Consider the following 25,542-nt stretch of genomic DNA (forward strand, 5'->3'; position numbering starts at 1 on the left):
TCAGTTTCAACCTGCGGTATAAAATGACCGCATGGACACTGAACTGAGCAGCTATCTCGATGCCTTCCTCGCCGCTGCCGATGAGCACAGCTTTTCGGCCGCCGCGCGGCGCATGGGGATCACCCCGGCGGCGGTCAGCAAGAGCGTGGCGCGGCTTGAGGCGCGGCTCGGCGTGCGGCTGTTCCAGCGCAGCACGCGCAGCCTGGCGCTGACCACCGACGGCGAGCGGCTGTACGGCCAGGTGAGCCGGCCATGGCGCGATATCGGCGATGCCCTTACCGAATTGCGCCAGGGCGCCGGACAACCTGCCGGCTCGCTGAAGGTCGCGCTGGCCCATACGATGGGGCGCCTCTACATCCTGCCCCTCGTCGAGCAATTCGTGCGGCGTTATCCCGCCGTGGTGCCGGACATTCACTTCGACAATCGCCAGGCCGACCTGGTGGCCGACGGTTTCGACGTGGCGATCGGCGGCGGCATCGAACTGTCCGAGGGCGTGGTCGCGCGCGAACTGGCCCGCGTGCGCATCGTGCTGGCGGCCGCGCCGTCGTACCTGCGCGACCATCCCGCGCCCGCCGAACCTGGCGACCTGACGCGGCACGGCGGCGTCGTGCGCCGTTCGCTGGAGTCGGGCCGGGTGCTGCCGTGGGTGCTGAGCAATGCGGCGGGCGAGGAAGTGTTCGCGGCCGTGCGCCCGGTGGCCGTGATGAACGATCCGGAAGCGATGGCGCGCGCCGCCGCCAGCGGCATGGGCATCGCGCTGCTGCCGTTGCCGCACGCGCTGCCACTGCTCGACAGCGGGGAGCTGGTGCGCGTACTGCCGGGATGGCATGCCGGCAGCCGGCCGCTGTCGATCTATTATTCGAGCCGCAAGCTGCTGCCGGCGAAGACTCGGCTGTTCATCGATTTCATCGTCGCGCGCTTCGGCGAGAGCGGCTACCGGCAGCGCTTCGAGGCGCCATGACCGGCTGGACCAGGGGCGGCACCCTGCGTTATGCTCGCGTGATCGCATTCGGGGAGCATGCCATGGCCACCAGACATTCCCGCGCCAGCCTTCCGCCGCAATCCGGCGCGGGCGCCACGCCACCCGTGCTGCTTTCGGGCGGCAATCCGCAGATCGCCAAGGGCGACGGCGACGAACCAGTACAAGCCTATATCGCCGCCATGCCGGGCTGGAAAAGCGCGGCCGGCAAGCGGCTCGACGCGCTGATCGAACGCACCGTGCCGGGTGTGCGCAAGGCGGTGAAATGGAACTCGCCGCTGTATGGCGCCGGCGACACGGGCTGGTTCCTCGGGCTGCATTGCTTCAACCGCTACATCAAGGTCGCATTCTTCCAGGGCGCCTCGCTCCAGCCGCCGCCGCCGGTGGCCAGCAAGGGCGACGACACGCGCTACTTCCACATCCATGAGGACGATTTCCTCGACGAGGAGGCGCTGGCGGACTGGATCCGCCAGGCGGCCGCATTGCCGGGCAGGATGCCGTAGCAGCGAGGACTGCGGGGTCACACGGTTGTCATCAAAGTAGTTTAACTTTGACAACTATCTTTTCTCCCGGAGTCCATCGATGTCCCTGCCACGTTCCCCGTTCCTGTGCCGCCGCACCGGCCTGCCTTTCAACGCACTGGTGCTGGCGGTCGCACTGGCCAACCCGGCGCTGGCCCATGCCGCATCGTTCACCATCACCGGCACCAGCACGACCGCGCAAAACCTCGGCAAGGGCGATACCGGGACGGTGGCCGCCGGCGGCGCGCTGACAGTGGGCGGATCGGCGGTGGCGGTGGCGGTGACCGGCGACAAGGCCACGGTGAACAACCTGGGCACGATCGCCCAGACGGGCAGTGGCCGCGCGATCCGCGCCAGCGGCGCCGTCACCGAATTCGTCATCAACAACGGCAGCGTCACGAATGCGGCGGCGCTGATCCGCACCGCCGACGCGGACGTGATCCAGATGAACGGCGCAGCGTCGAGCGTCATCCTGAACAACCATGGATCGATGGTGTCGCTGAACGCCTCCGCGGGCGGCGCCCAGGCGGTCGACTTCAATGCCGTCACCGGCGCGAACACGATCAACAACTTCGCCGGCGGCCTGCTGCTGGCCAGCGAAGCCGATGCGGTGCGCCCGGGCGAAGGCGGCGTGCTGTTCAACGCCGGCACGATCCGTTCCGTGACGGCGGTGGGTGCCAGCAGCGACGGCATCGACGGCCAGGACCGCAGCGGCATCCGCGTCACCAATGCCGCCACCGGCCTGGTCGACGCCGGCCGCCATGGCATCACCTTCGAGCAAAAGAACGCCAACACCGCTTCGACGCTGGATCTGACCAATTTGGCCGGCGGCATCGTGCGCGGCAACGACGGCTCCGGCATCAATGTCGATGGCTTCAACGGCAGGCAGCTGGTCACGATCGTCAACGGCGGCCTGATTTCCGGGAACGGCGTGACGGGCGACGGCGACGGCGTCGATGTCGATGGCCTGGTCCACATCACCAACAGCGGCGTGATCCGCTCGCTGAACGCGGTGGAAGCGGGCGGCCTGGCCTTCAGCGAAGGCATCTCGGCCGGCGGCGGCACGATCTTCAATAGCGGCACGATCGAAGGACTGGTCGCCGCCGGCAATACCGGTGCCGTGGGCCGCGGCATCACGCTGGCCGGCAACGACATCACGAACGGCCCGCTGGCCGGCACGCGCGAAGGCCTGTACGGCAACGCGACGATCGTCAACGCTGCCGGCGGCATGATCCGCGGCCAGGGCGACTCGGCCATCGCCGTCACGGGTGCGGCCAGCGGCTACACCGTGGCCATCGACAACCGTGCCGGCGCCACCATCCGCGGCGGCGGCGCGGCCAGCGCGGCGATCCGCACCAACAGCGACAACGCGACCATCACCAATGCCGGCACGATCGATGGCGGCAGCAGCGGCCGGGCGATCGCCTTCGGCGCCGGCAACGACACGCTGGTGATCAGCGGCGGCAATGCCATCGTGTTGGGCAGCGTGGATGGCGGCGGCGGCACCGATACGCTGGTAGTCGACGCCGGTGCCGGCAACACCTTCGGATACGCCGGTGCGATCACCGGTTTCACGACCGTGGAACTGCGCAGTGGCACGCTGGCGCTGGAGGGCGCCGACGTGGTGGCGGCCGGCAGCGCACTGGTGCTGGGCGGCGGTACGCTGGACCTGGCCAGCGCCGCGTCGCAGGCATTCGCCAGCCTGGCGCTGGCCGACAGCTCGGCCATCGTGCTGGGCGATACCGTGCTGACGTTCCAGGGCCTGGGCGCGGTCGCCGCCGGCGAAACCCTGGCGCTGACCCACGACGGCGCCGGCTACACGCTGCGCTTCCTGGGCGACTACGCGGGCAATGCCGCCTTCGCGCAGTTGATGGGCGTCACCACGATCGACAGCCTGGCCGTTACCTACAGCTTCGACGGCACCTATACGAACGTGAGCGCCGTGCCGGAACCGGCCAGCGTGGCGATGCTGTTTGCCGGCCTTGGCATCCTGGCGGCGGCGGGGCGGCGAAAGAAGGCTGCCGCCTGAGGCAGGCGCGGGTTCGAATAGCCGCTTCCGTGCCGATACAGCGGCCAGGAGGCGGCGTCCAATACTGCCGGGCGCGCTGGCATGCGGGTGTCGGACAGCACCGGTGCATACTGCTCCATGTACTGCTCCATATACTGCGCCATGTCGCAGCTCTACCGAAGGGTCAGGCCCAGTTCTGCCAGGATGGCGTCCTTCATTTCCTGGAAGCGCGGCTCGGACAGCTTGCGGGGATGCGCGGCGTCGATGGCGAAGGAGCGCTGGATCTTTGCCGGGCGGGGTGAAAGCACCATGATGCGGTCGGCCAGGTACAGGGCTTCTTCGACATCGTGGGTGATCAGGATGACGGTGTGGCGTTCCTCCTGCAAGATGCGCAGCAGCTCATCGCGTATGCGCAAGTTCATCAACGCGTCCAGGGCCGAGAACGGTTCGTCCATGTACAGGATTTCGGGCTTCACCACCAGAGCCCTGGCGATCTCCACCCGCTTGAGCATGCCGCCGGACAGCTCGCGCGGATAGGCATGTTCGAATCCTTTCAGTCCCACCATCTCGGCGTAGTGATCGGCCAGACGGTGCTTTTCCGCCGCGGTGCCCTGATTCAGCCCGAACATCAGGTTTTCCCGTACGGTCAGCCAGGGGAACACCGAGCCGCTCTGCGAGATCACGATGCCTTTCGGGCTCGGCCCCTTCGCCACCTGGCCGTCGACGCGCACGGCGCCGGTGTCCGGCTGCTCGAAGCCGGAGATCATCTTCATGATGGTCGACTTGCCGCAGCCCGATGGCCCGACGATGGCGACGAATTCACCGTCCCTGACTTCCAGCGTCAGGCCGTCCACCACATCGAGCCGCTGGCCATTGCGCGAGAAGCTCTTCCTGATATTGTCGATGCTGATTTTAGTGTCCATAGCGCCACCTTACCGAGTCCAGTCCTTCCAGGCGCCGCATCATCATGTCCAGCAACAGGCCGATGATGCCGATGATGGCCATGGCTGCAATCACCAGGTCATAGCGATTGCCCGCATTGCGCGCGTCGATGATCATGAAGCCGAGGCCGGAGCTGCGGACGATCATTTCGGCCGCGACCACCACCAGCCATGCCACACCCAGGCTGACGCGCATGCCGACGACGATATCGGGCAGCACGGCCGGAACCACCACCTGGCGAAACAGCTTGGAGCGTGAAACGCCGAAATTCATGCCGGCGTGGATGTAGCGCTTCTCGATGGTGTGAACGCCGTTTGCCGTCTGCACGATCATCGGGAACACCGACGCCAGGAAAATCAGGAATACCGGACCCATGTCGCCCACGCCGAACCACAGGATGGCCAGGGGGATCCAGGCGATCGGCGATATCGGCCGCAGGATCTGGAATACCGGGTTCAGGGTGTTGTACACCGCGTGCACCCGGCCCATCCACAGGCCGATCGGGATCGCTACCGCGGCGGCCAGCAGGAAGCCGGTGGCGACCCGCTGCAGCGATGCGCCGATATGCTTCCACAAGGTGCCATCGGCCGCCAGCTCGATGGTCCCGTCCAGCACTTGACCGGGGGTCGGGAAAATAACCGACTGGGTCAAGGTGACGGTGTAGTGCCAGAGCGCGACCAGGACGACCAATAACAGGACAGGGGGCCAGATTCGATTGAGTTTTTCCACGTGCAAGTACTTCCCTAACGCGAATTAATGAAATGACGCCGGCAAGACCCGGCTCGCCCGGCGCACGCGCCACTTCAGGCGTGCGATGCCCGCCGCCGGATGGGGCTCGACGATGACCTTCATCGATCCGCTGCTGTGGGCGGAGCAATTGAATTCATTGACCGACACCGTGTCGAACGGCAGGCGGAAATCCTGCCCGGGCATGATCAGCACGGGCCCGAAGATCTGCGGCACCGTGTCGGCGTTGCGCAGAAGGAGTACATCCTTCACGCCGACAGTGAGGGTGATCGTGTCGGGCAGGATGTCCACCTTGTCACCAGCCATGCGGCGAGCCCAGGTCCCCTTTGGAATCTCGAACAGCTCGTCCCTGCTCTCGTCCGGCAGGGGCGCGAACGCGCTCCATGCCGAGATCGCGGCAGCGACGGCGAACGCCAGCCAGAGAGGCCGCAAGAGTCGCATGCCTCAGCGCTTCAGCAGGATCGCCAGGTCGTGGGCGATCTCGCTGGCGGGGCGGCCGAATGGCATCATGGCGCGCTGGCGCCCTTGACGGTCGATGAAGTACAAATAAGACGAGTGGCTCATCGAATAGTCGCTGCCGCCGCCGACGGGATGCTTCCTGGCGGCGATACCATAGTCCTTGAGCAGCTGGGCGATCTGGGCCGGGGTGCCGGTGATACCGATGAAGCCGGGGTCGAACTGCGCCAGGTACGTTCGCAGGCGCTCGGGCGTGTCGCGCTCCGGGTCGACGCTGATGAACAGCACCTGGACGTCCCTGGCCGCCGGGCCGACAAGCTTCCTGGCTTCGGCCAGCGCCGCCAGCGACACCGGGCACACCGTCTCGCAGTGGCTGAAGCCGAATTCGAGCACGACGACTTTGCCGCGCAGGTCGGTCAGCTTGAAGGGCTTGCCGGTGGAAGCCGGCAGGGCGATCTCCGGCGCGGCACGGGGCGGCTCGAATACGCCGGACTTGAGCTGCTGGGCACAGGCTGTGCCCGTGCACAGCAGCAGGGCAAGGACAAGGATCTTCATAGGGCAAGCTTGAGCGGTTTGACGGCATGGAAGAAGCTGTCGTCGACATAGCGTTCGTAGGCGATCGGCTTCTTGAGAGTGCGTGCTTCGAGGGAGAGCTGCATTAATTCGTCGAATTCGGTACGGATCATCCGCAGGTCGCCGTAGGTAACGCGATCGTGCGGCGTCTCCATGACAAACTTGATGATTTTCGGATCCTGGTTGAAAAACTTCTTGTCGCCGGCGATATGGGCAGCGCGGTCGCGGTTTGCCGGCCCCTGGTCCAGCCAGGTGCCAGCGGCCTGGATGTGATTCACCAGGTCCTGCACCAGCGGGCGCCGGGTCTGGATCACGTCGTCGCGCACCGTCAGCACGCAGCAGATATAGTTGCGCCATTCATCTCGCGTCATCGCCAGGGGGCGCGCGTAGCCCGCGCGCTGGGCCGCCGCGCCGAACGGCTCGCCGGTGCAATAGGCATCGACTGCCCTGGCATACAGGGCGGCGGGCATGTCCGGTGGATTCATCTCGATGATCTCGATGTCCTTCAAGGTCATGTTTTCCCGTGCCAGCATCTTGCGCAGGAAAAGATAGTCGACCGCGAAGCGGCTCGGCACCGCGATGGCGCGTCCGCGCAAGTCCCGAAACCTGCGGTAGCTCGCATCGGTACGCACCATGATCACCGCGCCGGAGCGGTGCCCGAGCGAGACGATCTTGAGCGGAATGCGGGTGTTCACAAGGTCCATCACCAGCGGCGCGAGCATATAGGCGGCCTGGATGCGGCCGGTCATCAGCGACTCCTTGATCTCGGGCCAGCCACTGTACTTGTGATAGACGAACGGCGCCGGTCCCAGGCCGGCCCGCTGGTTCGCCAGGGTCTTGGCGGTGCAGGCGATCGGCAAGGTCAGATTGCAGGTGACGGGCAAGCCGCCGACGGCCAGCGGGGTGCCCGGTGCTGTGCCCAGGGCGGCGCGCGGCAGTGCCGTCGCCAGGGCGGCGCCCAGGCCCGACTCCAGCAGACGGCGGCGCATCGGCAAATAATCATTCATGGCTACAGCATCCTAAAGATCAAAGATGGCGCGGTATCGATCGGGCTGCCGTAGCCAGGCAGGGACGCAGCAGGCCGGTACGGTGGTTGACGAAGCCGGCGAGATATACACCGCCGGCCGGCAGTGCGCAAGCCGTGTCGAACAGGTTCGACACGCCGCCATACGGGCGCGCGGCGCGCGACAGATGGTACCTCATTTGCAGATCGACCAGAACATGCCCGGCGGTTTTGCATTTCGGTCGGTGCGCATCGATTGGCTGCCTGGCGACCGCCCCCACCAGCTCATGCCCTGCGCCCCGTGAAGCCACCGGAACGCAAAAAAGGCCCGACAGCAAGCGCTGCCGGGCCATTCGCATCCAGTGGCACCCCGGTCAGGCGATATCCACGTGCTGGTTGTCCTCGCCATACGGATACAGCGTGACGATGCGCCCTTCCTCGTCGTAGAACAGTTCGGTGACCTTCACCGAACGCAGGTGCGTGACGCCGCCGGACAGGCTGCTGTCGTGGTAGTACAGGAACCAGCGGCCGTCCACTTCGACGATCGAATGGTGGGTGGTCCAGCCGATCACCGGCGTCAGGATTTTTCCCTGGTAGGTGAACGGGCCGTACGGGTTGTCCGCCGTGGCGTAGCACAGGAAATGCGTGTCGCCGGTCGAGTACGAGAAATAGTACTTGCCCTGGTACTTGTGCATCCACGGGCCTTCGAAGTAGCGGCGGTCATGGTCGCCGGCCAGCAGTTCCTTGCCGTCTTCATCGACGATCACCACCGCGCGGGGCGCTTCGGCGAACTGCTTCATGTCGGCCGACAGGCGCGCCACGCGGGCCTGCAGCGCCGGTTCGTGGTCGGCCGGTTCCTCGTTGGCCGCGCCGTACACGTTGTTCCGGTATTTCTGCAGCTGGCCACCCCAGATGCCGCCGAAGTAGAGGTAGTGTTCGCCGCCATCCTCGAACACGGCTGGGTCGATCGAGTAGCTGCCTTCGATCGGTGCCGGCTCCGCCGCGAACGGGCCGGTTGGGCTGTCCGACACGGCCACGCCGATCTGGAAGATGCCGTCGGCACGCTTGGCCGGGAAGTACAGGTAGTACTTGCCATCCTTGCGCGCCGCATCCGGCGCCCACATCTGGCGAGCCGCCCATGGCACGTCGGCGACGTGCAGCGCCACGCCATGGTCGGTCACTTCGCCGTCCGGCCGGTCCATCGAGAAGACGTGGTAGTCCTCCATCGCGAAGTGGTCGCCGTTGTCGTTGAAGGGAATGCCCGCTTCGATGTCGTGCGACGGATAGAGGTAGATGCGGCCGCCGAACACGTGGGCCGACGGATCGGCCGTGTACAGGTGCTTGACGAGCGGTTGCGAGATCGCGCTCTTGTTCAGCTGTTCCACGCGTGCCAGCGTGGCCTTGCGCTTGTCGTCTTCGTTGTGTGCCATATGCTTGCTTCGATTAGTGATGGTGTTGTTATGCGGGCAGCTCAGCGCTGCTCACTTCAGCTCACTGCTGCGCGGCGCGGCGCAGGCCCAGTTCCAGTTCGATGGTGCGTTCGGTCGACTTGCGGATCTCGTAGAAGGCCAGGCAGCCGACGGCCAGCAGGAACGGGATCGCCGCGTACAGGCTCACGGACAGGCGAATGCCGTCCGCCACCGCCGGTGCCTGGGTGGCCAGCGTGGCGTCGTAGCCGACGGTCGACAGCAGGGCCGCGACCAGCGCGCCGCCGACCGACAGGCCCGCCTTCAGGCCGAAGATCATCGCCGAGAACAGCAGGGCGGTGGCGCGGCGGTTGTTCTTCCATTCCGAGTAGTCGGCCACGTCGGCGATCATTGCCCACAGCAGCGGGATCGTGATGCCGTAGAAGAAGCCGTGCAGCAGCTGCGAGACGAACACCAGGCCGATCGAGGTGGGCGCGTAGAAGTAGAACGCCAGCATGAACATGGTGGAGATGAACAGCGCGATGCCGAACACTTCGCGCTTGCCGAAGCGGTCGGCCAGCGGGCGCGAGAAGCCGATACCGATGATCATCATCACGATGCCGATCGCATTGAACACGCTGAAGGCCGAAGTCGGCGCGTCTTCCGGCCATTGGAAAGCGGTCAGGCCCACGCTTGCCAGCACGGCGTTCAGCCCGGCGATGAAGCCGTTGAAGCCCACGTCCTGCAGGAACGTGGCCAGGTGCGTGGCCGACAGGTAGCTGCGGAAGTAATAGATGTACATGCCGCCCTTCAGCGCCAGCGTGACGAATACCAGGATCGTCACCGCCAGCATCACCATCCAGGGACGGTTGCGCAGCAGGTCGGTGATGTCCTGGCCGATGGTGGAACGCTGCGCCGCGGTGGGCACGATGCGCTCGCGCGTGGTGAAGAACGTGATGAGGAAGCAGATCGTACCGGCCACGGCGAAGATGATCATCGTGTTGCGGAAGCCGGCCACCTTGTCGCCGTCGCCCAGGATCAGCACCAGCGGCAGCAGCAGGACCTGGATGATGAACTGCGCCACCATCACGGCCACGAAGCGGTAGGCCGACAGGCTGTTACGCTCGCTCATGCTGCCGGTCAGCACGCCGGACAGCGCCGAGTAGGGCAGGTTGTTGGCCGAGTACACCAGCATCAGCAGCACGTAGGTGAGCGAGGCGTAGATGATCTTGCCGTCCGGGCCCAGGTCCGGCGTGCTGAAGGCGAGGATCGCGATCAGGCCGAACGGTACCGAGGTCCACAGGATCCACGGGCGGAACTTGCCCCAGCGGGTGACGGTGCGGTCGGCGATGAGGCCCATCAGCGGGTTGAAGCAGGCGCCGACAATGCCGCCGATGAAAATGATGCTGGCCGCCGCGTTGGGCGACACCTTGAACACGTCGGTGTAGAAAAAGGCGATGAAGGTCAGCAGGGTCTGGAAGATCAGGTTGGCCGCCAGGTCGCCCAGGCAATAGCCGACTTTCTCCGTGACGCCCAGCCGGCCGGTCGCGCTGTCGGAAGAGGTCCGTTGCGTGTTGGTCATGATGTCTCGCTTTATCGTTATGAGGATCGGTCGCGCCGCTTCCCGGTGGCTATAACAATCGCACGCAGCAAATGAATAGCGCAACCATCGCCGTATGGTAGCCCAAGTCGGCACCGCGTTGGAAACTTTCTGGTTGCGCTACCGGGTTCGTGGGCCGCCGCGTGCGTTGCCTTGCAGACAGTTATTCATGAAACTGATCTGTGTCATGCGGGAAATAAAGTAGCGCAATGCCGTCGCGGGTGCGAAGATGCATCCGTCTCCTCCAACTCTCCCAGAGAATTGGACTTCAGCCGGCCCAGCGCCGGCATTTTTTTTGCCTGGAGATATTGCGCGAAAAAGCTGGAGCCCTGGGTGCCGCTTGGATCAGCCCACCCCAAATGCAAATTCCGGGGTCAGACCCGCCGGGTCTGACCCCAGCCGTTCGCTCTTGGGGTGAATGCATGCGCTTTCAACGTGTCGCGAAAAAACTGGGACATACCCCATTTTCCAGGCAAATTTTCAACGCGACTCTCAGCGCAGTGCCGGATAGGTGAACATCAGGAAGTGCGTGGCATTGAGCGCGAAGTGCGTGAGGATCGCCGCCTCGATCCGGCCGCTGCGCTGGTAGGCCAGGCCGTAGCCGACACCGGCGAACGTGGCCAGCACGATCAGCGCGGGACCGCCGTGCGCATGGGCCACGCCGAACAGCACGGCCGCCACGCCGACCGCGATGCGCGCGCCGTCCGGCCGCTTCGACAGCGCATCGGCCAGGCGCCCCTGGACCAGTGCGCGGAAGAACGCTTCCTCGGCGAGGCATGTGGTGAACAGGTTCGTCAGCAGGAACAGCGGCGCATAGGCGGCAAACCAGCTGGCGAACCATTTCGGGTCGATGGCGATGACACCCGCACCATAGCCGGCCAGCAGCACGATGAGCGGCGTCGCCACGATCACGGGCCAGGCCGCGACGACGGCGCGCCACGCGGCGCGGCCGCGCGCCGGCACGGCGAAGGTGGCGCACAGGATGATGCCGACCGCCGTCTTGTCCAGGTTCAGGTACAGCGACACGGGCTTCGAAGCCGCGCTGACCTGCACCTTGTCGAGCAGGAGCGGATTGGCGAAGCCGGGCACCACGTGCAGCGCGAGCGCCAGCGACAGCACGATGATCGCCGCCAGCAGCAGGCCCTTCGCCAGCCGGTGCGTGGCTGTGCGCCAGCCGGCGCACAGCGCGGCCAGCAGCAGCAAGGCGAGCGCGCCGGCCGGCTGCATGGCGCCGAGCGCCAGGGCGGTGCCGATGGCGATGGCCAGCCCGGCCATCCAGGCCGGCAGGCGGCCCAGCGGCGGCACCCATAGCGACAGTACGGCAAGCATCCAGGTGGCGGCCAGCGGCCAGAACGATGGTGGCAACGAAGTCATGATCGGCGGGTGAGGGGATGGGCTGGCCATTATAGACAAAGGTGCAAGGCCCGGCCCCCGCCGATCCTGCCGCGAAGCCGGGCGATGTGGTACGCGCGCTACCGCGCTGGCTGCCCAATGACACCGTTCATGGCGAACGCGGTGGCTTCCCGGATGGCCATGGCGTTGGCTGTTGCCATGTCTACCGCGCTGTCTACCGCGCTGTCTACCGTAAAATGGCGGCTCCATTGTGCCGGGAATCGCTTACCGATGTTCGAGATCAGCCAGCTCCGCTGCTTCGTCGCAGTCGCGGAAGAATTGCACTTCAGCCGCGCGGCCGAGCGCCTCAACATGACCCAGCCGCCGCTGAGCCGCCAGATCCGCCTGCTGGAGCACCACGTCGGCGCGCAGCTGCTGGAACGGAACAGCCGCACCGTGCGGCTGACGGCGGCCGGCAGGGCCTTCTTCCCCGAGGCGGCGCGCATCCTGCGCATGGCCGAGGAGGCGGCCTTCACGGCGCGCCGCGCGGCCAAGGGCGACCAGGGCACGCTGGCGATCGGCTTCACTTCCGCCTCCGGCTACAACCTGCTGCCGGAAGTGGTGCGGCGCCTGCGCGACCGCGCCCCGGGCATTTCGCTGACCCTGAAAGAGCTGGTCAGCACGACGCAGGTCGAGATGCTCAACGCCGGCCAGCTGGACCTGGGCCTGATGCGGCCGCACCCGATCAACGCGGAACTGGCCAGCCTGCGCCTGGCCACCGAGTCGCTGATGCTGGCGATCCCGGAAAGCGAAGCGGCGCAGTGGCCGGAAGCGCCCACGCTCGCCAGCCTGCACGGCAAGCCCTTCATCATGTACTCGCCCTACGAGGCGCGGCCCTTCCACCAGATGCTCACCGAACGCTTCGCCCGAGACGGCGTGGTACCGGACATCGTCGAGCATATCGGCCAGGTGCACACCATGCTGGCGCTGGTGCGGGCAGGGATGGGCGCGGCGCTGATCGCCGCCGGTGCCTCGCGCCTGCACTTCGAAGGCATCGTGCTGCGCGAAATGGCCACCGAACCGGTGCAGATGGTGTGCACCTACCGGCGCAGCAACGACAATCCGGTCCTGCAGCTGTTCCTCAACGAAGTCCTCCCGACGTTCGACGTACGCTGAGCCACCGATGCCGTTGATGACTCGATCAAGTTCCTGATCGATGTCCGGTACGGGTTTCTACGTAGGCAAATTTGCATCGGCGGTCGCGCCGATTTCTGGAGTGTCCAAACCAGTAATTCAATTTGTGAATAGGTGTCATCACACTTTGGTTTGTCGGGCAGCGGTGCCGCGCATATGATCGTGCGGCACAAGACAGCCGCCCGCAGCGGCTGGCGCAGACCAAGATGACAGGAGACCCCATGGATCACGCACCATCCGCCACCGCCGCCGCCGCGACCCAGACGCGCACCCGCGCGCGCTGGACCATTCTGGCGATGCTGTTCGCCGTCACCACCATCAACTATGCGGACCGCGCCACGATCTCGATCGCGGGCCCGAACCTGAAGGCCGATCTCGGGTTGTCGGCCGTGGAGATGGGCTACGTGTTCTCGGCATTCGCCTGGTCCTACGTGCTGGCCCAGCTGCCGGGCGGCTGGCTGCTGGACCGCTTCGGCACGCGCATCACGTATTTCTTCAGCATCTTCCTGTGGTCGCTGTTCACGATGCTGACAGGCGCCATCGGCTTCTTCACGGGCGGCGCCGCGGTGGCGATGCTGTTTGCGCTGCGCCTGCTGGTGGGCGCGGCCGAGGCGCCTTCCTTCCCGGGCAACAGCCGGATCGCCTCGTCCTGGTTCCCCACCCAGGAACGGGGGCTGGCCGCGGCAATCTTCAACTCGGCCCAGTACTTCGCCACTGTGCTGTTCGCCCCGATCATGGGCTGGCTGGTGCACACCTACGACTGGCACAGCGTGTTCTACGTGATGGGCGCGCTGGGCATCGGCCTGTCTTTCATCTGGCTGAAAGTGATCCATGGCCCGCGCCGGCACCCGTCCATCAATGCCGCCGAACTGCAGTACATCAAGGAGGGCGGCGCGCTGGTCGACCTGGAAGAAACCCGGCACGGCGCGGAGCCCAGCAAGGTCGACGTGTTCGCCGCCATCAAGGAGCTGCTGTCGAACCGCATGCTGCTGGGTGTGTACGTGGCGCAGTACTGCATCACCACGCTGACGTACTTCTTCCTGACCTGGTTCCCCGTCTACCTGGTGCAGGAGCGCGGCATGACGATCCTGAAGGCGGGCTTCGTGGCGTCGATGCCGGCCATCGCCGGCTTCCTGGGCGGTATCGCCGGCGGCTGGCTGTCCGACCGCCTGAGCAAGGCGGGCCATTCGCTGTCGGTGTCGCGCAAGGTGCCGATCGTGCTGGGCATGCTGCTGTCGATGAGCATGATCGGCTGCAATTACATCGAGACCGACATGCTGGTGGTGGCCGTGATGTCGCTGGCCTTCTTCGGCAAGGGCATCGGCGCGCTGGGCTGGGCGGTGGTGGCCGACACGTCGCCGAAGGAAGCGGGCGGCCTGTCCGGCGCGCTGTTCAACACCTTCGGCAACACGGCCGGCATCACCACCCCGATCGTCATCGGCTACATCGTGCAGAACACGGGTTCCTTCGCCGGCGCGCTGGTGTTCGTCGGCGCCAATGCGGCGGTGGCGATCTTCTGCTACCTGTTCATCGTGGGCGACATCAAGCGCGTGGTGCTGACCGAATCGCTGGTCAAGTAAGTCGCCTCCGGGGAATCAGCAACCGCAACCTGCCTCCCATCATTCATGAAACTGATGGGAGGTATGCGGGAAATAAAGTGGCGCAATATCGGGGTGGATGAGATGATGCGCCTGTCTCCTCCAACTCTCCCAGAGAATTGGACTTCGCCGGCCCAGAGCCGGCATTTTTTTTGCCCGCCGCATCGGTGCCGAAGAACGCTACGGCTCTTTTGTATCCGGATGTATCAGCGCGCATGCGCGATACCCGGGCTGACACCGGAAGGTATTCGTGACATATGCCATATACACGCGCCGGTTGTAATGCTCCTACACCCACTTGAACGGAGCACAGCATGAAAGCCAAGACGAAAACCACGACGAAAACCACGACGATCTTCGCCATCCTCCTGGCCGCCGCCGGCATCGCCAATGCCGCCAACGCCCAATCGCAATCGCTGACGCGCGAACAGGTGCATGCCGAAGTGCTGGCGGCGCGCGCCGCTGGCACGCTGAGCAGCGGCGGCGAAGGTTACCAGGCGCTGCAATTCGACATCCCGTCGACGTTGACGCGGGCCGAGGTACGCGCCCAGCTGGAGGTGGCCCGCGCCGCGGGGGCGCTGTACGAAGGCGAAGCCTACCCCGGCCCGGCCGGAACGCCTGCGGCGAACCAGCTCACACGGGCGCAGGTGCGGGCGGAGCTGGCCGCCGCACGGGCGGCCGGAACGGAGTATGTCGGCGAGGCGTATCCGGGCCCGCTGGCCGCTGGCGGCTGATCCAGCCTTCGAGAGCCGGAGCGGATTGCTGGCGAAGTCCGGCGGCCGCGCAGGCGCTACCCCACCTGCGCGATACGCAGCAGGTTGGTCGTGCCGGGCACGCTGAACGGCATCCCCGCCGTGATGACGATGGTATCGCCCGGCCGGGCGATGTCTTCGCCCAGTGCCATGGCGCAGGCCTGGTCGCTCATCTCGGCCACGTCCGCCACCGCGGGGCACAGCACGGGATGCACGCCCCAGGCCAGCGCCAGGCGCCGCGCCGTCTCGACGGAGGGCGTCATGCCGATGATCGGCGCGCGTGGCCGCTCGCGGGCCATGCGCAGCGCCGAGTAGCCCGAGCACGTGTACGCGACCACGGCCGCCACGCGCAGCGCCTCGGTCACGCTGCGCACGGCGATGCCGATGCCGTCGGAGGCCAGCGTGGCCGCGGCGCCGCCGGCGATCGCCAGTTCCTCGCGGTAGTATGGATCGGCCTCGGTCTGCGCGATGATCGAGTTCATGATGCGCACGGCGTCGCGCGGATACTGGCCCGAAGCCGATTCGGCCGACAGCATTACCGCGTCCGCGCCGTCGTAGATCGCGGTGGCCACGTCGGACGCCTCGGCGCGGGTGGGCACCGGTGCCGTCACCATCGATTCCAGCATCTGCGTGGCGACGATCACCGGCTTGCCCACCTTCCTGCACGCGCGCACGATGCGCTTCTGGATCGCCGGCACCTGTTCCGGCGGCATTTCCACGCCCAGGTCGCCGCGCGCGACCATCACCGCATCGGCTTCGGCCACGATCGCTTCCAGGCTGTGGATCGCCGCCGGCTTTTCCAGCTTGGCGACGATGGCGGCGCGGTTGCCGACCAGCGCCTTGATCTCGGCGATATCCTCGGGCCGCTGCACGAACGACAGCGCGACCCAGTCGATGCCCAGCTTCAGGCCGAACTCCAGGTCATGCCGGTCCTTTTCCGTCAGCGCCGACAGCGGCAGGACCACGCCCGGCACGTTGACGCCCTTGCGGTCGGAGATGCGTCCGCCGGTGACGACCCGCGTATCCGCGAAATCCGGCCCGCAGGCATCGACGCGCAGGCGCACGCGCCCGTCGTCGACCAGCAGGTCGGTGCCTGGTACCAGCGCGGCGAAGATCTCGGGATGGGGCAGGGGCGCGCGGTGCGCGTCGCCAGGCACTTCGCGGTCGAGGTCGAGCCGGAACGCATCGCCGGCGGCCAGCGTGACGGCGCCCTCCGTGAAGGTGCCCAGCCGCAGCTTGGGACCCTGCAGGTCGAGCAGCACGCCGACCGGACGGCCCGTTTCGGCTTCGATGGCGCGGATCGTCTCCAGGCGCTGGCGGTGATCGGCATGGCTGCCGTGGCTGAAGTTCAGGCGGAATACGTCGGCGCCGGCATCGAACAGGGCACGGATGGTGTCCGGATCGGAGCTGGCGGGGCCGAGGGTGGCGACGATCTTTGCATTGCGTTGGCGGTGCATGGGGTTCCCGTTTCAGGTGGCGCGCGGCGGCACGACCAGCAGCGCGCGAAAATCGTTGACGTTGGTCAGCGTGGGGCCGGTGACGACGCTGTCGCCCAGCGCTGAGAAGAAGCCGTGACCGTCATTGTCGTCCAGGCTGTCGTGCGGGCGCAAGCCCGCGGCCCAGGCGCGCTCCAGCGTGTCCGGCGCGATGGCCGCGCCGGCGATTTCCTCCTGCCCGTCGACACCATCCGTATCGGCCGCCAGGCCATGCACGCCCGGTTCGCCGCGCAGGGCGAGGGCGCAGGCCAGCAGGAACTCCACATTGCGCCCGCCGCGCCCGTTGCCGCGCACCGTGACGGTGGTCTCGCCGCCCGACAGCAGCACGCACGGCGCCGCGAACGGCTGGCCGCGGCGCGCCGCCTGCAGCGCGATCCCGGCCAGCACCTTGCCCACGTCGCGCGCTTCGCCTTCCAGGCTGTCGCCGAGGATATGCGGTGTGATGCCGGCGTCGAGCGCGACGCGCGCCGCCGCTTCCAGCGCCATCTGCGGGGTGGCGATCAGCCGTACTTCCGCACGGGCCAGGCGCGGGTCGCCCGGCTTCACGGATTCGCCCCGGCCGCTGCGGAGCACGTCGAGCACGTGCTCCGGCAAGGCGATGCCATAGCGGCGCAGGATCGCCAGCGCATCCTCGCAGGTGCTGGCATCGGCCACCGTGGGGCCGGAAGCGATGTCGCGCGGGTCGTCGCCGGGCACGTCGGAGATCAGCAGGGTGACCACGCGCGCCGGGTGGCAGGCCGCGCCCAGCCGGCCACCCTTGATGGCCGACAGGTGCCGCCGCACGCAGTTCATCTCGCCGATCGTCGCGCCAGATTTCAGCAGCGCGGCATTGACGAACTGCTTGTCTTCCAGCGTGATGCCTTCCAGCGGCAGCGGCAGCAGCGCGGAGCCGCCGCCGGAGATCAGGCACAGGACCGTGTCGTCCTCGGACAGGCCGCGCACCAGCGCCAGCATCCGGCGCGCGGCGCCGAGGCCCGCCGCATCGGGCACCGGGTGCGCCGCCTCGACGATCTCGATGCGCTCGCACGGTACCGCGTAGCCGTAGCGGGTGACGACCAGGCCCGCCAGGGGGCCACTCCAGTTGCGTTCGACGGCGCGGGCCATCTCGGCCGACGCCTTGCCGGCGCCGATCACGATCAGCCGGCCCCTTGCCACTTCCCCAGGCGCTGGCAGCCGGCCGGGTATGCACAGCGCCGGCTGCGATGCGGCGATGGCCGCGTCGAGCATGCTGCGCAGCAGCGCGCGTGCTTCGGTGTCATCCATCGTTGTCTCCTCGCTTGCTCGATAAACGGATAGTACAGCTCATGCGGAGACCTTGTGCACCTGCACCAGATCCGGTGCGCCCTGGTCGCCGTCGCCTTCCGGCTGGTACAGCGCCCGCAGCTCTTCGGGCGACGACTGGCCGCCGAGTACCCGGTCCATCTGCCCGCGGTCCAGCGCACCCACCCACTGGGCGATCGCCATCGTGCCCACGGCATTGCCGATCGTGTTCGTGATGGCGCGCGCCTCGGACATGAAGCGGTCCACGCCCAGCAGCAGCACCATGCCCTCGACGGGGATCTTGCCCATCGAGGCCAGCGTGGCCGCCAGCGTGATGAAGCCGGAACCGGTGACGCCAGCCGACCCTTTCGAGGTCACCATCAGCACGGCCAGCACCACCAGCTGGTCGGTCAGGCTCAGCGGCGTGTTGGTGGCCTGGGCGATGAAGATGGCCGCCATCGTGTAGTAGATGCACTGGCCATCCGGATTGAAGGTGACGCCGGACGGGATCACCAGGCCGACCACCGGCTTGGACACGCCCACGTGTTCCAGCTTGCGCATCAGCTGCGGCACCACCGATTCGGACGAACTGGTGCCCAGCACGGTGAAGATCTCGTCTTTTATATAGCGCAGGAACTTCCACAGGCTGAAGCCTGACATGCGCGCCACCAGCCCGAGGATCACCGCCACGAACACGAAGCAGGTGAGGTACATGCAGGCCATCAGGTAGCCCAGCGACACCAGCGAGCCCAGGCCGTACTTGCCGACCGTGAAGCCGATCGCGCCGAACGCGGCCAGCGGCGCCACGCGCATGATCATGCCGACGACGATGAACATGCTGTTGCTGAACGCTTCGAGGAAATCGACCACGGGCTTGGCACGGCGGCCCATGTGCGACAGTGCCACGCCGAACATGGTGGCGAAGACGAGGATCTGCAGGATGTCGTTCTTCGCCAGCGCCTCGACCACGCTGGTGGGGATCATGTGCAGCAGGAAATCGACGAAACCGCCGGAGTGGCCGGCGGCGGCGGTGTAGTTCTTGATGCCGGCGGTGTCGAGCGTGGCGATGTCCACGTTCATGCCCACGCCGGGCCTGGCCAGGTTGACGACCACCAGGCCCAGCCCCAGCGCGAACGTCGACATCACTTCGAAGTAGATCAGCGCGCGCGAACCGACGCGGCCCAGCTCCTTCATGCTGTCCATCTTGGCGATGCCCAGCACCACCATCGCGAAGATGACCGGCGCGAACACCATCTTGATCAGGCGGATGAAGGCGTCGCCCAGCGGCTTCAGGTCCGCCGCGAAGTGCGGATACAGGACGCCGAGGATGCCGCCGGCGAGCACGCCGATCAGCACTTGCACGTACAGCTTTCCAAAGAATCGTTTTGTCATGCTTGTCTCCAATATGATGTACAGCGCACGGGGTGACGCATGCATTCATCCCAACGGCGAACGGCTGGGGTCAGACCCAGCGGGGTGAAGCAGGGGTTTCGCGACGCATGCTTCGCGCCTGCGGAACGGTGCTGGCATGCAGGCCAGCATTCCTTCCTGACCCCGGTATCTGCCTTCGGGTGAAAAATCCGCCAAGCTCTAGCGGCCGGTCGGAAGCGACGTCTTACGACATCGTCAGGCAGCCTTGCGATCGGCGTCCCTGGACAGGAAGTCGCAGACGGCGCGCGTCACGTCGGCGGTGGTGGCCTTGCCACCCAGGTCGCCCGTGTGCAGGGCCCTGTTCGCGGTGACGTGCTCGATGGCCGCCATCACGCGCGCGGCGGCTTCGTGCTCGCCCAGGTGTTCCAGCAGCATGACCACCGACCAGAACGTGCCGACCGGATTGGCCAGGCCCTTCCCCATGATGTCGAACGCGGAACCGTGGATCGGTTCGAACATCGACGGATAGCGGCGTTCCGGGTCGATGTTGCCGGTGGGGGCGATGCCCAGGCTGCCGGCCAGCGCGGCCGCCAGGTCGGAGAGGATGTCCGCGTGCAGGTTGGTGGCCACGATCGTGTCCAGCGTGGCGGGGCGGTTGACCATCCGCGCGGTGGCGGCATCGACCAGTTCCTTGTCCCATTTCACGTCGGGGAATTCGCGCGACACTTCCAGCGCGATCTCGTCCCACATCACCATCGCGTGGCGCTGCGCATTGCTCTTGGTGATCACGGTAAGCAGCTTGCGCGGCCGGGACTGCGCCAGCCGGAAGGCAAAGCGCAGGATGCGTTCGACGCCGACGCGGGTCATCATCGACACGTCCGTCGCCGCCTCGATCGGGTGGCCCTGGTGCACGCGGCCGCCCACGCCGGAGTATTCGCCTTCGGAGTTTTCGCGCACGATGACCCAGTTGAGGTCTTCCGGCGCGCAGCGCTTGAGCGGCGCATCGATGCCGGGCAGGATGCGCGTCGGGCGCACGTTGGCGTACTGGTCGAAGCCCTGGCAGATCTTCAGGCGCAGGCCCCACAGCGTGATGTGGTCGGGGATGTCCGGATCGCCGGCGGAGCCGAACAGGATCGCATCCTTGCCCCGCAGCGCGTCCAGGCCATCGGCCGGCATCATCACGCCGTGCTGCCGGTAATAGTCGCCGCCCCAGTCGAAATCCTCGAACTGGAACTTGAAGGTGGCGCTGCCGGCGGCCAGCGCCGCCAGGACTTCGCGGCCTGCCGGTACCACTTCCTTGCCGATGCCGTCGCCCGGGATGGTGGCGATCTGGTAGGTTTTCATGCTGTCTCCTCATTGGAACGATTGAAAGTGGGCTCACTGTAGCGGGTGGACCCGCGCACGAATGGCCGTTAAACTCAATCCGTTCTTAACCTGGAGCTCAAGAATGAACGTCAACTTGCAACCTGCGGAACTGAGCTTCGTCGTCACGCTGGCCACCATCGGCAGCCTGAGTGGCGCTGCGCGGGAACTGGGCATCACCACGTCCGCCGTCAGCAAGCGTCTCGCACTGCTGGAAGGACGTATCGGCGTGCCGCTGGTGAACCGCACCACGCGGCGCATGAGCCTGACGGCGGAAGGAGAAGTGCTGTACGAGCATGCGCAGCGCATCCTGCAGGAGCTGGCCGACCTGGAACAGATGCTGACGAAGTCGAAAGGCACGCCGAAAGGCCAGTTGCGCGTCAACGCCACGCTGGGCTTCGGACGGTTGCACATCGCGCCAGCGATTTCGCAGTACGTGCTGCGCTACCCGGAAGTGGACGTGCAGCTGCAACTGTCGGTCGACCCGCCGCCGCTGGCCGACGACCAGTTCGACGTGTGCATCCGCTTCGGCGCCCCGGCCGATACCCGCGTCATCGCGCGCCGCCTGGCGGCCAACCGGCGGCTGCTGTGCGCCGCGCCGAAGTACCTGGCCCGCCACGGCGAGCCGAAGACACCGGCCGAGCTGGCGCGGCACAACTGCATCGCGATCCGGCAGGGTGACGAGGCGTATGGCGTGTGGCGGCTGCACGCTGGAAAGGAGGGCGAACGGGATGCGGTTGCCGTCAAGGTGCGCGGCAACCTGACGACCAACGATGGTGAGATCGCGGTGAACTGGGCACTGGACGGACACGGTATCCTCATGCGCGCGGGCTGGGATATCGAGCGCTACCTGGAAAGCGGCCGGCTGGTGCAGGTGCTGCCGGGCTACCGCACGCCGGATGCGGACATCCATGCGGTGTATCCGCACCGGCACCAGCTGTCGGCGCGGATCCGTACCTTCGTGGATTTCCTGGTGGAGCGATTCGCGGCGATGGACCAGCCGTGACGGGACGCGAACGTGAGGCGTGTTACAGCTGGCCGCCGTAGGCGAATGCCTGGGCCGCCAGCCAGTCGCGGAAGGCCGCCAACGGCGCGTGCCCGGTCTTGCGTTCGGGGTACAGCAGCCGGTACGACCGATCGCTGCGATAGGCGTGCGGGGTGACGGGAACGAGGGTGCCACGTGCCAGTTCTTCCTCGATCAGCATGCGCGGCACCAGTCCGGTACCCATGCCATGGACCGCCGCTTCCGCCACCATCGAGAACAATTCGAAACGCGGGCCGGCCATGTCCTTGTCCACGGCCAGGTCCTGTGAGCGGAACCAGTCGCGCCACAGGTAAGGGCGGGTGCTGATCTGCAGCAGCGGCCGTTCGCGCCAGTCGCCGGTCTGGCGCAGCGCCGGGCTGCACACGGCGAGCAAATCCTCGTGCATCAGGAAGATGCCTTCGGTGCCCGGCCACAATGCCTCGCCGGCATGGATCGCCGCGTCGAACGGCGTATCGTCGAACAGGAACGGCCGCGCCCGGGCGCTGAGGTTCACGGTGATGCCCGGATAGCGCGCCAGGAAGTCGGGCAGGCGCGGCAACAGCCATTTCGTCGCGAATGTCGGCACCACGCCCAGTTCCAGCGTGCCGCCGGCGCCGCCGCCGGCCATCAGTTCAAGCGTATCGCGTTCCACGTCGTCCAGCCGGGCCGTCACCTTGCGGCTGTAGGCCTGGCCCGCCTCGGTCAGCGCAACGCCGCGCCGGCCACGCCGGAACAGGGCCACGCCGAGGAATTCCTCCAGTGCGCCGATCTGGCGGCAGATGGCGCTCTGCGTGACGGCCAGCTCGTCGGCAGCCTTGGTGAAGCTCTGGTGGCGGGCCGCCGCTTCGAACGCGGACAGGGCGAGAGTAGAAGGTATTTTCCTGCGCATCGGCTTCTCCAAGTGCGTAAATCGCACAGATCAGTGCGTATAAAACGTTTGCCGCACGATTCGCGTGATTGTACATTGCGTTAATGTTCAACCTGCCCGAGATCCTGAAATGACATCCAAGCACAAAGCCGCCTTCCACTGGGACGATCCGCTGCTGCTGAACCAGCAATTGACCGACGAGGAACGCATGGTGCGCGATTCCGCCAGCGCCTATTGCCAGGACCGCCTTGCGCCGCGCGTGCTGGAAGCCTTCCGCAACGAGAAGACGGACATCGAGATCTTCCGCGAGATGGGCGAGCTGGGCCTGCTGGGCGTGACGATTCCCGAACAATACGGCGGCGCCGGCCTGAATTACGTGAGCTATGGCGTGGTGGCCCGCGAGGTCGAGCGCGTCGATTCCGGCTACCGCTCGATGATGAGCGTGCAGTCGTCGCTGGTGATGGTGCCGATCTTCGAGTTCGGCAACGAGGCCACGAAACAGAAATACCTGCCGAAGCTGGCCACCGGCGAATGGATCGGCTGCTTCGGCCTGACGGAACCGAACCACGGCTCCGATCCGGGCAGCATGATCACCCGCGCGAAGAAGGTCGACGGCGGCTATAAACTCAGCGGCAGCAAGATGTGGATCACCAACAGCCCGATCGCCGACGTGTTCGTGGTGTGGGCCAAGGATGACGAAGGGGCGATCCGCGGCTTCGTACTGGAGAAGGGCTGGCAGGGCCTCACCGCGCCGGCGATCCACGGCAAGGTGGGCCTGCGCGCCTCGATCACGGGCGAGATCGTGATGGACGAGGTGTTCTGCCCGGAAGAAAACGCCTTCCCCGACGTGCGCGGCCTGAAGGGCCCGTTCACGTGCCTGAACAGCGCCCGCTACGGCATCGCCTGGGGCGCGCTGGGCGCGGCCGAGGATTGCTGGCACCGCGCGCGCCAGTATGTACTGGACCGCAAGCAGTTCGGCAAGCCGCTAGCCGCCAACCAGCTGGTGCAGAAGAAGCTGGCCGACATGCAGACCGAGATCACGCTGGGCCTGCAGGGCTGCCTGCGGCTGGGCCGCATGAAGGACGAGGGCACGGCCGCCGTCGAGATCACGTCGATCATGAAGCGCAATTCCTGCGGCAAAGCGCTGGACATCGCCCGCGTGGCGCGCGACATGATGGGCGGGAACGGCATCAGCGACGAATTCGGCGTGGCCCGCCACCTCGTCAACCTGGAAGTGGTCAACACCTACGAAGGCACGCACGACATCCACGCGCTGATCCTCGGCCGCGCGATGACGGGCATCGCGGCGTTCTGACCGCCATGGCGCACGCGATCAACGCCGGCGCGCTGGCCGGCCTGAAGGTGCTCGACCTGTCGCGCGTGCTGGCCGGGCCGTGGGCCGGCCAGCTGCTGGCCGACCTGGGCGCCGATGTCGTCAAGGTGGAGCGGCCCGGCAACGGCGACGATACCCGCGCCTGGGGGCCGCCATGGCTGCCCGACGGCGACGGCAATCCGACCGGCGAGGCGGCATATTACTTGAGCGCCAACCGCAACAAGCGCTCGGTGGCGATCGACATCGCCACGCCGGAAGGGCAGGCGCTGGTGCGCCGGCTCGCGGAACGGGCCGACGTGGTGCTGGAGAATTTCAAGGTCGGCGGCCTGGCGCAGTACGGACTCGATTACGCCAGCCTGGCGGCCGCCAACCCCCGCCTGATCTACTGCTCCATCACCGGCTTCGGCCAGGACGGTCCGTACGCGCAGCGCGCCGGCTACGATTTCCTGATCCAGGGCATGGGCGGGCTGATGAGCCTGACCGGCCGGCCCGACGGCGAACCGGGCGGCGGCCCGATGAAGGTGGGCGTGGCGCTGACCGACGTGATGACGGGACTGTACGCATCGAATGCGGTGCTGGCCGCGCTGGCGCACCGCGAGCGCACCGGCGAAGGGCAGCACATCGACCTGGCGCTGCTGGACGTGCAGGTCGCCGTGCTGGCCAACCAGGCGTCCAACTACCTGGTCGGTGGCCAGGCGCCACGGCGGATGGGCAATGCCCACCCGAATATCGTTCCCTACCAGGAGTTCGCCACGGCGGATGGCTACATGATCGTCGCCGTCGGCAACGACGGGCAGTTCCGCAAGCTGTGCGAGGTGCTGGGCCGGCCGGAGTGGGGCAGCGACGAACGCTATGCCACCAACCCGCAGCGGGTGCGGCACCGCGCGGAACTGGTCGCCGGCATCCATGCGGTGACGGTCACCCGCGCCACGGCCGACTGGGTCGCGCGGATGGAGGGCGCGGGCGTTCCCTGCGGCCCGATCAACACGCTCGACAAGGTGTTCGACGACCCGCAGGTACAGGCGCGGGGCATGCGCATCGAGATGCCGCATCCCCTCGCGGGTACGGTACCGCTGGTCGCCAACCCGATCCGCATGTCCGCCACGCCTGTCACGTACCACCGCGCTCCGCCGATGCTGGGCGAGCATACGGACGAGGTGCTGGCCGACTGGCTCGAAAACCGGTAGCGGCGATGCGCCTGGTGTCGGACATTTTTCCTGGGCTTCATCAGGAAAAGTGTCGGACACCGGTCTTCTTTTCTCACGCGAAAACCGGTGTCGGACACCGTAAAGCCGGTGTCCGACACCATACCGGTGGCTTCCCGGGCCAAATGTTCACAAGTGAAATACCGCTTGTAATTCAAATACCGGTCGGTATAATTGATGCCTTTCATCAATTTCCGACTGCCCATGCACGCCTGGCACCCCTCCGACGAATCCGACCTGCCGCTGTGGGTGCTCGATCTCGACGACGAGCTCTACAGCGTTGACCACCGCCGCCTGTGCGTCTGGCCGGACGAGTTCGATGGTCGCTGGCATTGGGAAATCCAGACGTGGGAGGATGCCGGGCTGGCCGATGGCGGCACCTGCGCCACGCTGGCGGAGGCGCAGCAGGCAGCGGTCGGGGCGGCCCTCCGGCTGGCCGCGAAGCCGGCGCGGGAGCAGGGAGCATGACCGCGCAACCGAGTCTGACCGGACCAGCGCCGACTCCCGTTGCG

At 66.6% G+C, this 25,542-nt stretch carries 24 protein-coding genes; 10 read left to right on the top strand and 14 right to left on the bottom strand.

Annotated features, from left to right (window positions below; translation table 11 throughout):
- The first annotated feature begins 31 nt into the window (after nucleotides 1–31).
- The 3 genes from EYF70_RS11385 (at nucleotide 32) to EYF70_RS11395 (ending at nucleotide 3,529) form a co-directional block, all read left to right on the top strand.
- A complete protein-coding gene (locus tag EYF70_RS11385) occupies nucleotides 32–961 on the top strand; it encodes a LysR family transcriptional regulator (RefSeq protein WP_131145506.1) in 930 nt (309 codons plus the stop codon).
- A gap of 62 nt (nucleotides 962–1,023) precedes the next feature.
- The gene (locus EYF70_RS11390) at nucleotides 1,024–1,482 is read left to right on the top strand and encodes a DUF1801 domain-containing protein (protein ID WP_131145507.1); all 459 of its coding nucleotides are present in this window, start codon (nucleotides 1,024–1,026) and stop codon (nucleotides 1,480–1,482) included.
- 79 nt (nucleotides 1,483–1,561) lie between these two features.
- Nucleotides 1,562–3,529, top strand: coding sequence for a beta strand repeat-containing protein (locus EYF70_RS11395; RefSeq protein WP_229420817.1), 1,968 nt, complete (start codon nucleotides 1,562–1,564; stop codon nucleotides 3,527–3,529).
- A gap of 152 nt (nucleotides 3,530–3,681) precedes the next feature.
- On the opposite strand, the gene EYF70_RS11400 is transcribed toward EYF70_RS11395, so the two are convergent.
- From EYF70_RS11400 to EYF70_RS11435, 9 genes are all read right to left on the bottom strand, one after another.
- Nucleotides 3,682–4,431 carry an ABC transporter ATP-binding protein gene (locus EYF70_RS11400; protein ID WP_131145508.1) on the bottom strand — a complete coding sequence of 250 codons (750 nt, stop codon included), beginning with the start codon at nucleotides 4,429–4,431 and terminating at the stop codon, nucleotides 3,682–3,684.
- A complete protein-coding gene (locus EYF70_RS11405) occupies nucleotides 4,421–5,179 on the bottom strand; it encodes an ABC transporter permease (protein WP_131145509.1) in 759 nt (252 codons plus the stop codon). Before EYF70_RS11405 ends, EYF70_RS11400 begins: the two co-directional genes overlap by 11 nt.
- Before the next feature lie 24 nt (nucleotides 5,180–5,203).
- Nucleotides 5,204–5,638, bottom strand: coding sequence for a cupredoxin domain-containing protein (locus EYF70_RS11410; RefSeq protein WP_131145510.1), 435 nt, complete (start codon nucleotides 5,636–5,638; stop codon nucleotides 5,204–5,206).
- 3 nt (nucleotides 5,639–5,641) lie between these two features.
- Nucleotides 5,642–6,208, bottom strand: a complete 567-nt coding sequence (locus EYF70_RS11415; RefSeq protein WP_131145511.1) for an SCO family protein — start codon at nucleotides 6,206–6,208, stop codon at nucleotides 5,642–5,644.
- Nucleotides 6,205–7,233, bottom strand: coding sequence for an ABC transporter substrate-binding protein (locus EYF70_RS11420; protein ID WP_131145512.1), 1,029 nt, complete (start codon nucleotides 7,231–7,233; stop codon nucleotides 6,205–6,207). The genes EYF70_RS11415 and EYF70_RS11420 overlap by 4 nt, the downstream gene beginning before the upstream one ends.
- A gap of 19 nt (nucleotides 7,234–7,252) precedes the next feature.
- Complete coding sequence (locus EYF70_RS31050) at nucleotides 7,253–7,429, bottom strand: hypothetical protein (protein ID WP_165497627.1); 177 nt, start codon at nucleotides 7,427–7,429, stop codon at nucleotides 7,253–7,255.
- A 174-nt stretch (nucleotides 7,430–7,603) separates the two neighbouring features.
- Nucleotides 7,604–8,659, bottom strand: a complete 1,056-nt coding sequence (locus tag EYF70_RS11425) for a glycoside hydrolase family 43 protein (RefSeq protein ID WP_131145513.1) — start codon at nucleotides 8,657–8,659, stop codon at nucleotides 7,604–7,606.
- A 61-nt stretch (nucleotides 8,660–8,720) separates the two neighbouring features.
- Nucleotides 8,721–10,217 carry an MFS transporter gene (locus EYF70_RS11430; protein ID WP_131145514.1) on the bottom strand — a complete coding sequence of 499 codons (1,497 nt, stop codon included), beginning with the start codon at nucleotides 10,215–10,217 and terminating at the stop codon, nucleotides 8,721–8,723.
- Between the two features lie 510 nt (nucleotides 10,218–10,727).
- Nucleotides 10,728–11,609 carry a CPBP family intramembrane glutamic endopeptidase gene (locus EYF70_RS11435; protein WP_165497628.1) on the bottom strand — a complete coding sequence of 294 codons (882 nt, stop codon included), beginning with the start codon at nucleotides 11,607–11,609 and terminating at the stop codon, nucleotides 10,728–10,730.
- 249 nt (nucleotides 11,610–11,858) lie between these two features.
- On the opposite strand from EYF70_RS11435, the gene EYF70_RS11440 reads away from it, so the two are divergent.
- From EYF70_RS11440 to EYF70_RS11450, 3 genes are all read left to right on the top strand, one after another.
- Nucleotides 11,859–12,743: a LysR family transcriptional regulator gene (locus tag EYF70_RS11440; RefSeq protein WP_131145516.1), complete on the top strand. Its 885-nt coding sequence runs from the start codon at nucleotides 11,859–11,861 to the stop codon at nucleotides 12,741–12,743.
- A 239-nt stretch (nucleotides 12,744–12,982) separates the two neighbouring features.
- Entirely contained in the window at nucleotides 12,983–14,341 is a 1,359-nt protein-coding gene (locus EYF70_RS11445; protein WP_218943771.1) for an MFS transporter, read from the top strand.
- 332 nt (nucleotides 14,342–14,673) lie between these two features.
- Nucleotides 14,674–15,093 carry a DUF4148 domain-containing protein gene (locus EYF70_RS11450; protein WP_131145518.1) on the top strand — a complete coding sequence of 140 codons (420 nt, stop codon included), beginning with the start codon at nucleotides 14,674–14,676 and terminating at the stop codon, nucleotides 15,091–15,093.
- 56 nt (nucleotides 15,094–15,149) lie between these two features.
- On the opposite strand, the gene pyk is transcribed toward EYF70_RS11450, so the two are convergent.
- From pyk to EYF70_RS11470, 4 genes are all read right to left on the bottom strand, one after another.
- The gene (pyk, locus tag EYF70_RS11455; RefSeq protein WP_131145519.1) at nucleotides 15,150–16,568 is read right to left on the bottom strand and encodes a pyruvate kinase; all 1,419 of its coding nucleotides are present in this window, start codon (nucleotides 16,566–16,568) and stop codon (nucleotides 15,150–15,152) included.
- Nucleotides 16,569–16,580: 12 nt separating this feature from the next.
- Complete coding sequence (locus EYF70_RS11460) at nucleotides 16,581–17,870, bottom strand: glycerate kinase type-2 family protein (RefSeq protein ID WP_131145520.1); 1,290 nt, start codon at nucleotides 17,868–17,870, stop codon at nucleotides 16,581–16,583.
- A gap of 39 nt (nucleotides 17,871–17,909) precedes the next feature.
- Nucleotides 17,910–19,259, bottom strand: a complete 1,350-nt coding sequence (locus EYF70_RS11465; RefSeq protein ID WP_131145521.1) for a dicarboxylate/amino acid:cation symporter — start codon at nucleotides 19,257–19,259, stop codon at nucleotides 17,910–17,912.
- 234 nt (nucleotides 19,260–19,493) lie between these two features.
- Complete coding sequence (locus tag EYF70_RS11470; protein WP_131145522.1) at nucleotides 19,494–20,582, bottom strand: tartrate dehydrogenase; 1,089 nt, start codon at nucleotides 20,580–20,582, stop codon at nucleotides 19,494–19,496.
- Between the two features lie 103 nt (nucleotides 20,583–20,685).
- Between EYF70_RS11470 and EYF70_RS11475 the strand changes: the two genes are divergently transcribed.
- Nucleotides 20,686–21,606, top strand: a complete 921-nt coding sequence (locus EYF70_RS11475; RefSeq protein WP_131145523.1) for a LysR family transcriptional regulator — start codon at nucleotides 20,686–20,688, stop codon at nucleotides 21,604–21,606.
- A 22-nt stretch (nucleotides 21,607–21,628) separates the two neighbouring features.
- Here EYF70_RS11475 and EYF70_RS11480 read toward each other — a convergent pair whose 3' ends face one another.
- On the bottom strand, nucleotides 21,629–22,513 hold the full coding sequence (locus EYF70_RS11480; RefSeq protein WP_131145524.1) for a LysR family transcriptional regulator: 885 nt from the start codon (nucleotides 22,511–22,513) through the stop codon (nucleotides 21,629–21,631).
- Nucleotides 22,514–22,622: 109 nt separating this feature from the next.
- Between EYF70_RS11480 and EYF70_RS11485 the strand changes: the two genes are divergently transcribed.
- The 3 genes from EYF70_RS11485 to EYF70_RS11495 all read left to right on the top strand — a co-directional run bounded on the left by EYF70_RS11485 (nucleotide 22,623) and on the right by EYF70_RS11495 (nucleotide 25,498).
- Nucleotides 22,623–23,807 carry an acyl-CoA dehydrogenase gene (locus EYF70_RS11485; protein WP_131145525.1) on the top strand — a complete coding sequence of 395 codons (1,185 nt, stop codon included), beginning with the start codon at nucleotides 22,623–22,625 and terminating at the stop codon, nucleotides 23,805–23,807.
- A 5-nt stretch (nucleotides 23,808–23,812) separates the two neighbouring features.
- Nucleotides 23,813–25,012 (top strand): CaiB/BaiF CoA transferase family protein, encoded by a 1,200-nt coding sequence (locus EYF70_RS11490; protein ID WP_131145526.1) that lies wholly within the window; start codon nucleotides 23,813–23,815, stop codon nucleotides 25,010–25,012.
- Between the two features lie 195 nt (nucleotides 25,013–25,207).
- Nucleotides 25,208–25,498, top strand: a complete 291-nt coding sequence (locus EYF70_RS11495; protein ID WP_131145527.1) for a hypothetical protein — start codon at nucleotides 25,208–25,210, stop codon at nucleotides 25,496–25,498.
- Nucleotides 25,499–25,542: the final 44 nt, after the last annotated feature.

The organism is Pseudoduganella albidiflava (genome assembly GCF_004322755.1).
In the GTDB taxonomy this organism is placed as follows: domain Bacteria; phylum Pseudomonadota; class Gammaproteobacteria; order Burkholderiales; family Burkholderiaceae_D; genus Rugamonas; species Rugamonas albidiflava.

Excerpts from the sequence above, each read along its gene's own strand:
- EYF70_RS11385 (WP_131145506.1), top strand. The coding sequence starts at position 32 with ATGGACACTGAACTGAGCAGCTATCTCGATGCCTTCCTCGCCGCTGCC.
- EYF70_RS11390 (WP_131145507.1), top strand. The coding sequence starts at position 1,024 with ATGGCCACCAGACATTCCCGCGCCAGCCTTCCGCCGCAATCCGGCGCG.
- EYF70_RS11395 (WP_229420817.1), top strand. The coding sequence starts at position 1,562 with ATGTCCCTGCCACGTTCCCCGTTCCTGTGCCGCCGCACCGGCCTGCCT.
- EYF70_RS11400 (WP_131145508.1), bottom strand. The coding sequence starts at position 4,431 with ATGGACACTAAAATCAGCATCGACAATATCAGGAAGAGCTTCTCGCGC.
- EYF70_RS11410 (WP_131145510.1), bottom strand. The coding sequence starts at position 5,638 with ATGCGACTCTTGCGGCCTCTCTGGCTGGCGTTCGCCGTCGCTGCCGCG.
- EYF70_RS11415 (WP_131145511.1), bottom strand. The coding sequence starts at position 6,208 with ATGAAGATCCTTGTCCTTGCCCTGCTGCTGTGCACGGGCACAGCCTGT.
- EYF70_RS11420 (WP_131145512.1), bottom strand. The coding sequence starts at position 7,233 with ATGAATGATTATTTGCCGATGCGCCGCCGTCTGCTGGAGTCGGGCCTG.
- EYF70_RS31050 (WP_165497627.1), bottom strand. The coding sequence starts at position 7,429 with ATGAGGTACCATCTGTCGCGCGCCGCGCGCCCGTATGGCGGCGTGTCG.
- EYF70_RS11425 (WP_131145513.1), bottom strand. The coding sequence starts at position 8,659 with ATGGCACACAACGAAGACGACAAGCGCAAGGCCACGCTGGCACGCGTG.
- EYF70_RS11430 (WP_131145514.1), bottom strand. The coding sequence starts at position 10,217 with ATGACCAACACGCAACGGACCTCTTCCGACAGCGCGACCGGCCGGCTG.
- EYF70_RS11435 (WP_165497628.1), bottom strand. The coding sequence starts at position 11,609 with ATGACTTCGTTGCCACCATCGTTCTGGCCGCTGGCCGCCACCTGGATG.
- EYF70_RS11440 (WP_131145516.1), top strand. The coding sequence starts at position 11,859 with ATGTTCGAGATCAGCCAGCTCCGCTGCTTCGTCGCAGTCGCGGAAGAA.
- EYF70_RS11445 (WP_218943771.1), top strand. The coding sequence starts at position 12,983 with ATGGATCACGCACCATCCGCCACCGCCGCCGCCGCGACCCAGACGCGC.
- EYF70_RS11450 (WP_131145518.1), top strand. The coding sequence starts at position 14,674 with ATGAAAGCCAAGACGAAAACCACGACGAAAACCACGACGATCTTCGCC.
- pyk (WP_131145519.1), bottom strand. The coding sequence starts at position 16,568 with ATGCACCGCCAACGCAATGCAAAGATCGTCGCCACCCTCGGCCCCGCC.
- EYF70_RS11460 (WP_131145520.1), bottom strand. The coding sequence starts at position 17,870 with ATGGATGACACCGAAGCACGCGCGCTGCTGCGCAGCATGCTCGACGCG.
- EYF70_RS11465 (WP_131145521.1), bottom strand. The coding sequence starts at position 19,259 with ATGACAAAACGATTCTTTGGAAAGCTGTACGTGCAAGTGCTGATCGGC.
- EYF70_RS11470 (WP_131145522.1), bottom strand. The coding sequence starts at position 20,582 with ATGAAAACCTACCAGATCGCCACCATCCCGGGCGACGGCATCGGCAAG.
- EYF70_RS11475 (WP_131145523.1), top strand. The coding sequence starts at position 20,686 with ATGAACGTCAACTTGCAACCTGCGGAACTGAGCTTCGTCGTCACGCTG.
- EYF70_RS11480 (WP_131145524.1), bottom strand. The coding sequence starts at position 22,513 with ATGCGCAGGAAAATACCTTCTACTCTCGCCCTGTCCGCGTTCGAAGCG.
- EYF70_RS11485 (WP_131145525.1), top strand. The coding sequence starts at position 22,623 with ATGACATCCAAGCACAAAGCCGCCTTCCACTGGGACGATCCGCTGCTG.
- EYF70_RS11490 (WP_131145526.1), top strand. The coding sequence starts at position 23,813 with ATGGCGCACGCGATCAACGCCGGCGCGCTGGCCGGCCTGAAGGTGCTC.
- EYF70_RS11495 (WP_131145527.1), top strand. The coding sequence starts at position 25,208 with ATGCCTTTCATCAATTTCCGACTGCCCATGCACGCCTGGCACCCCTCC.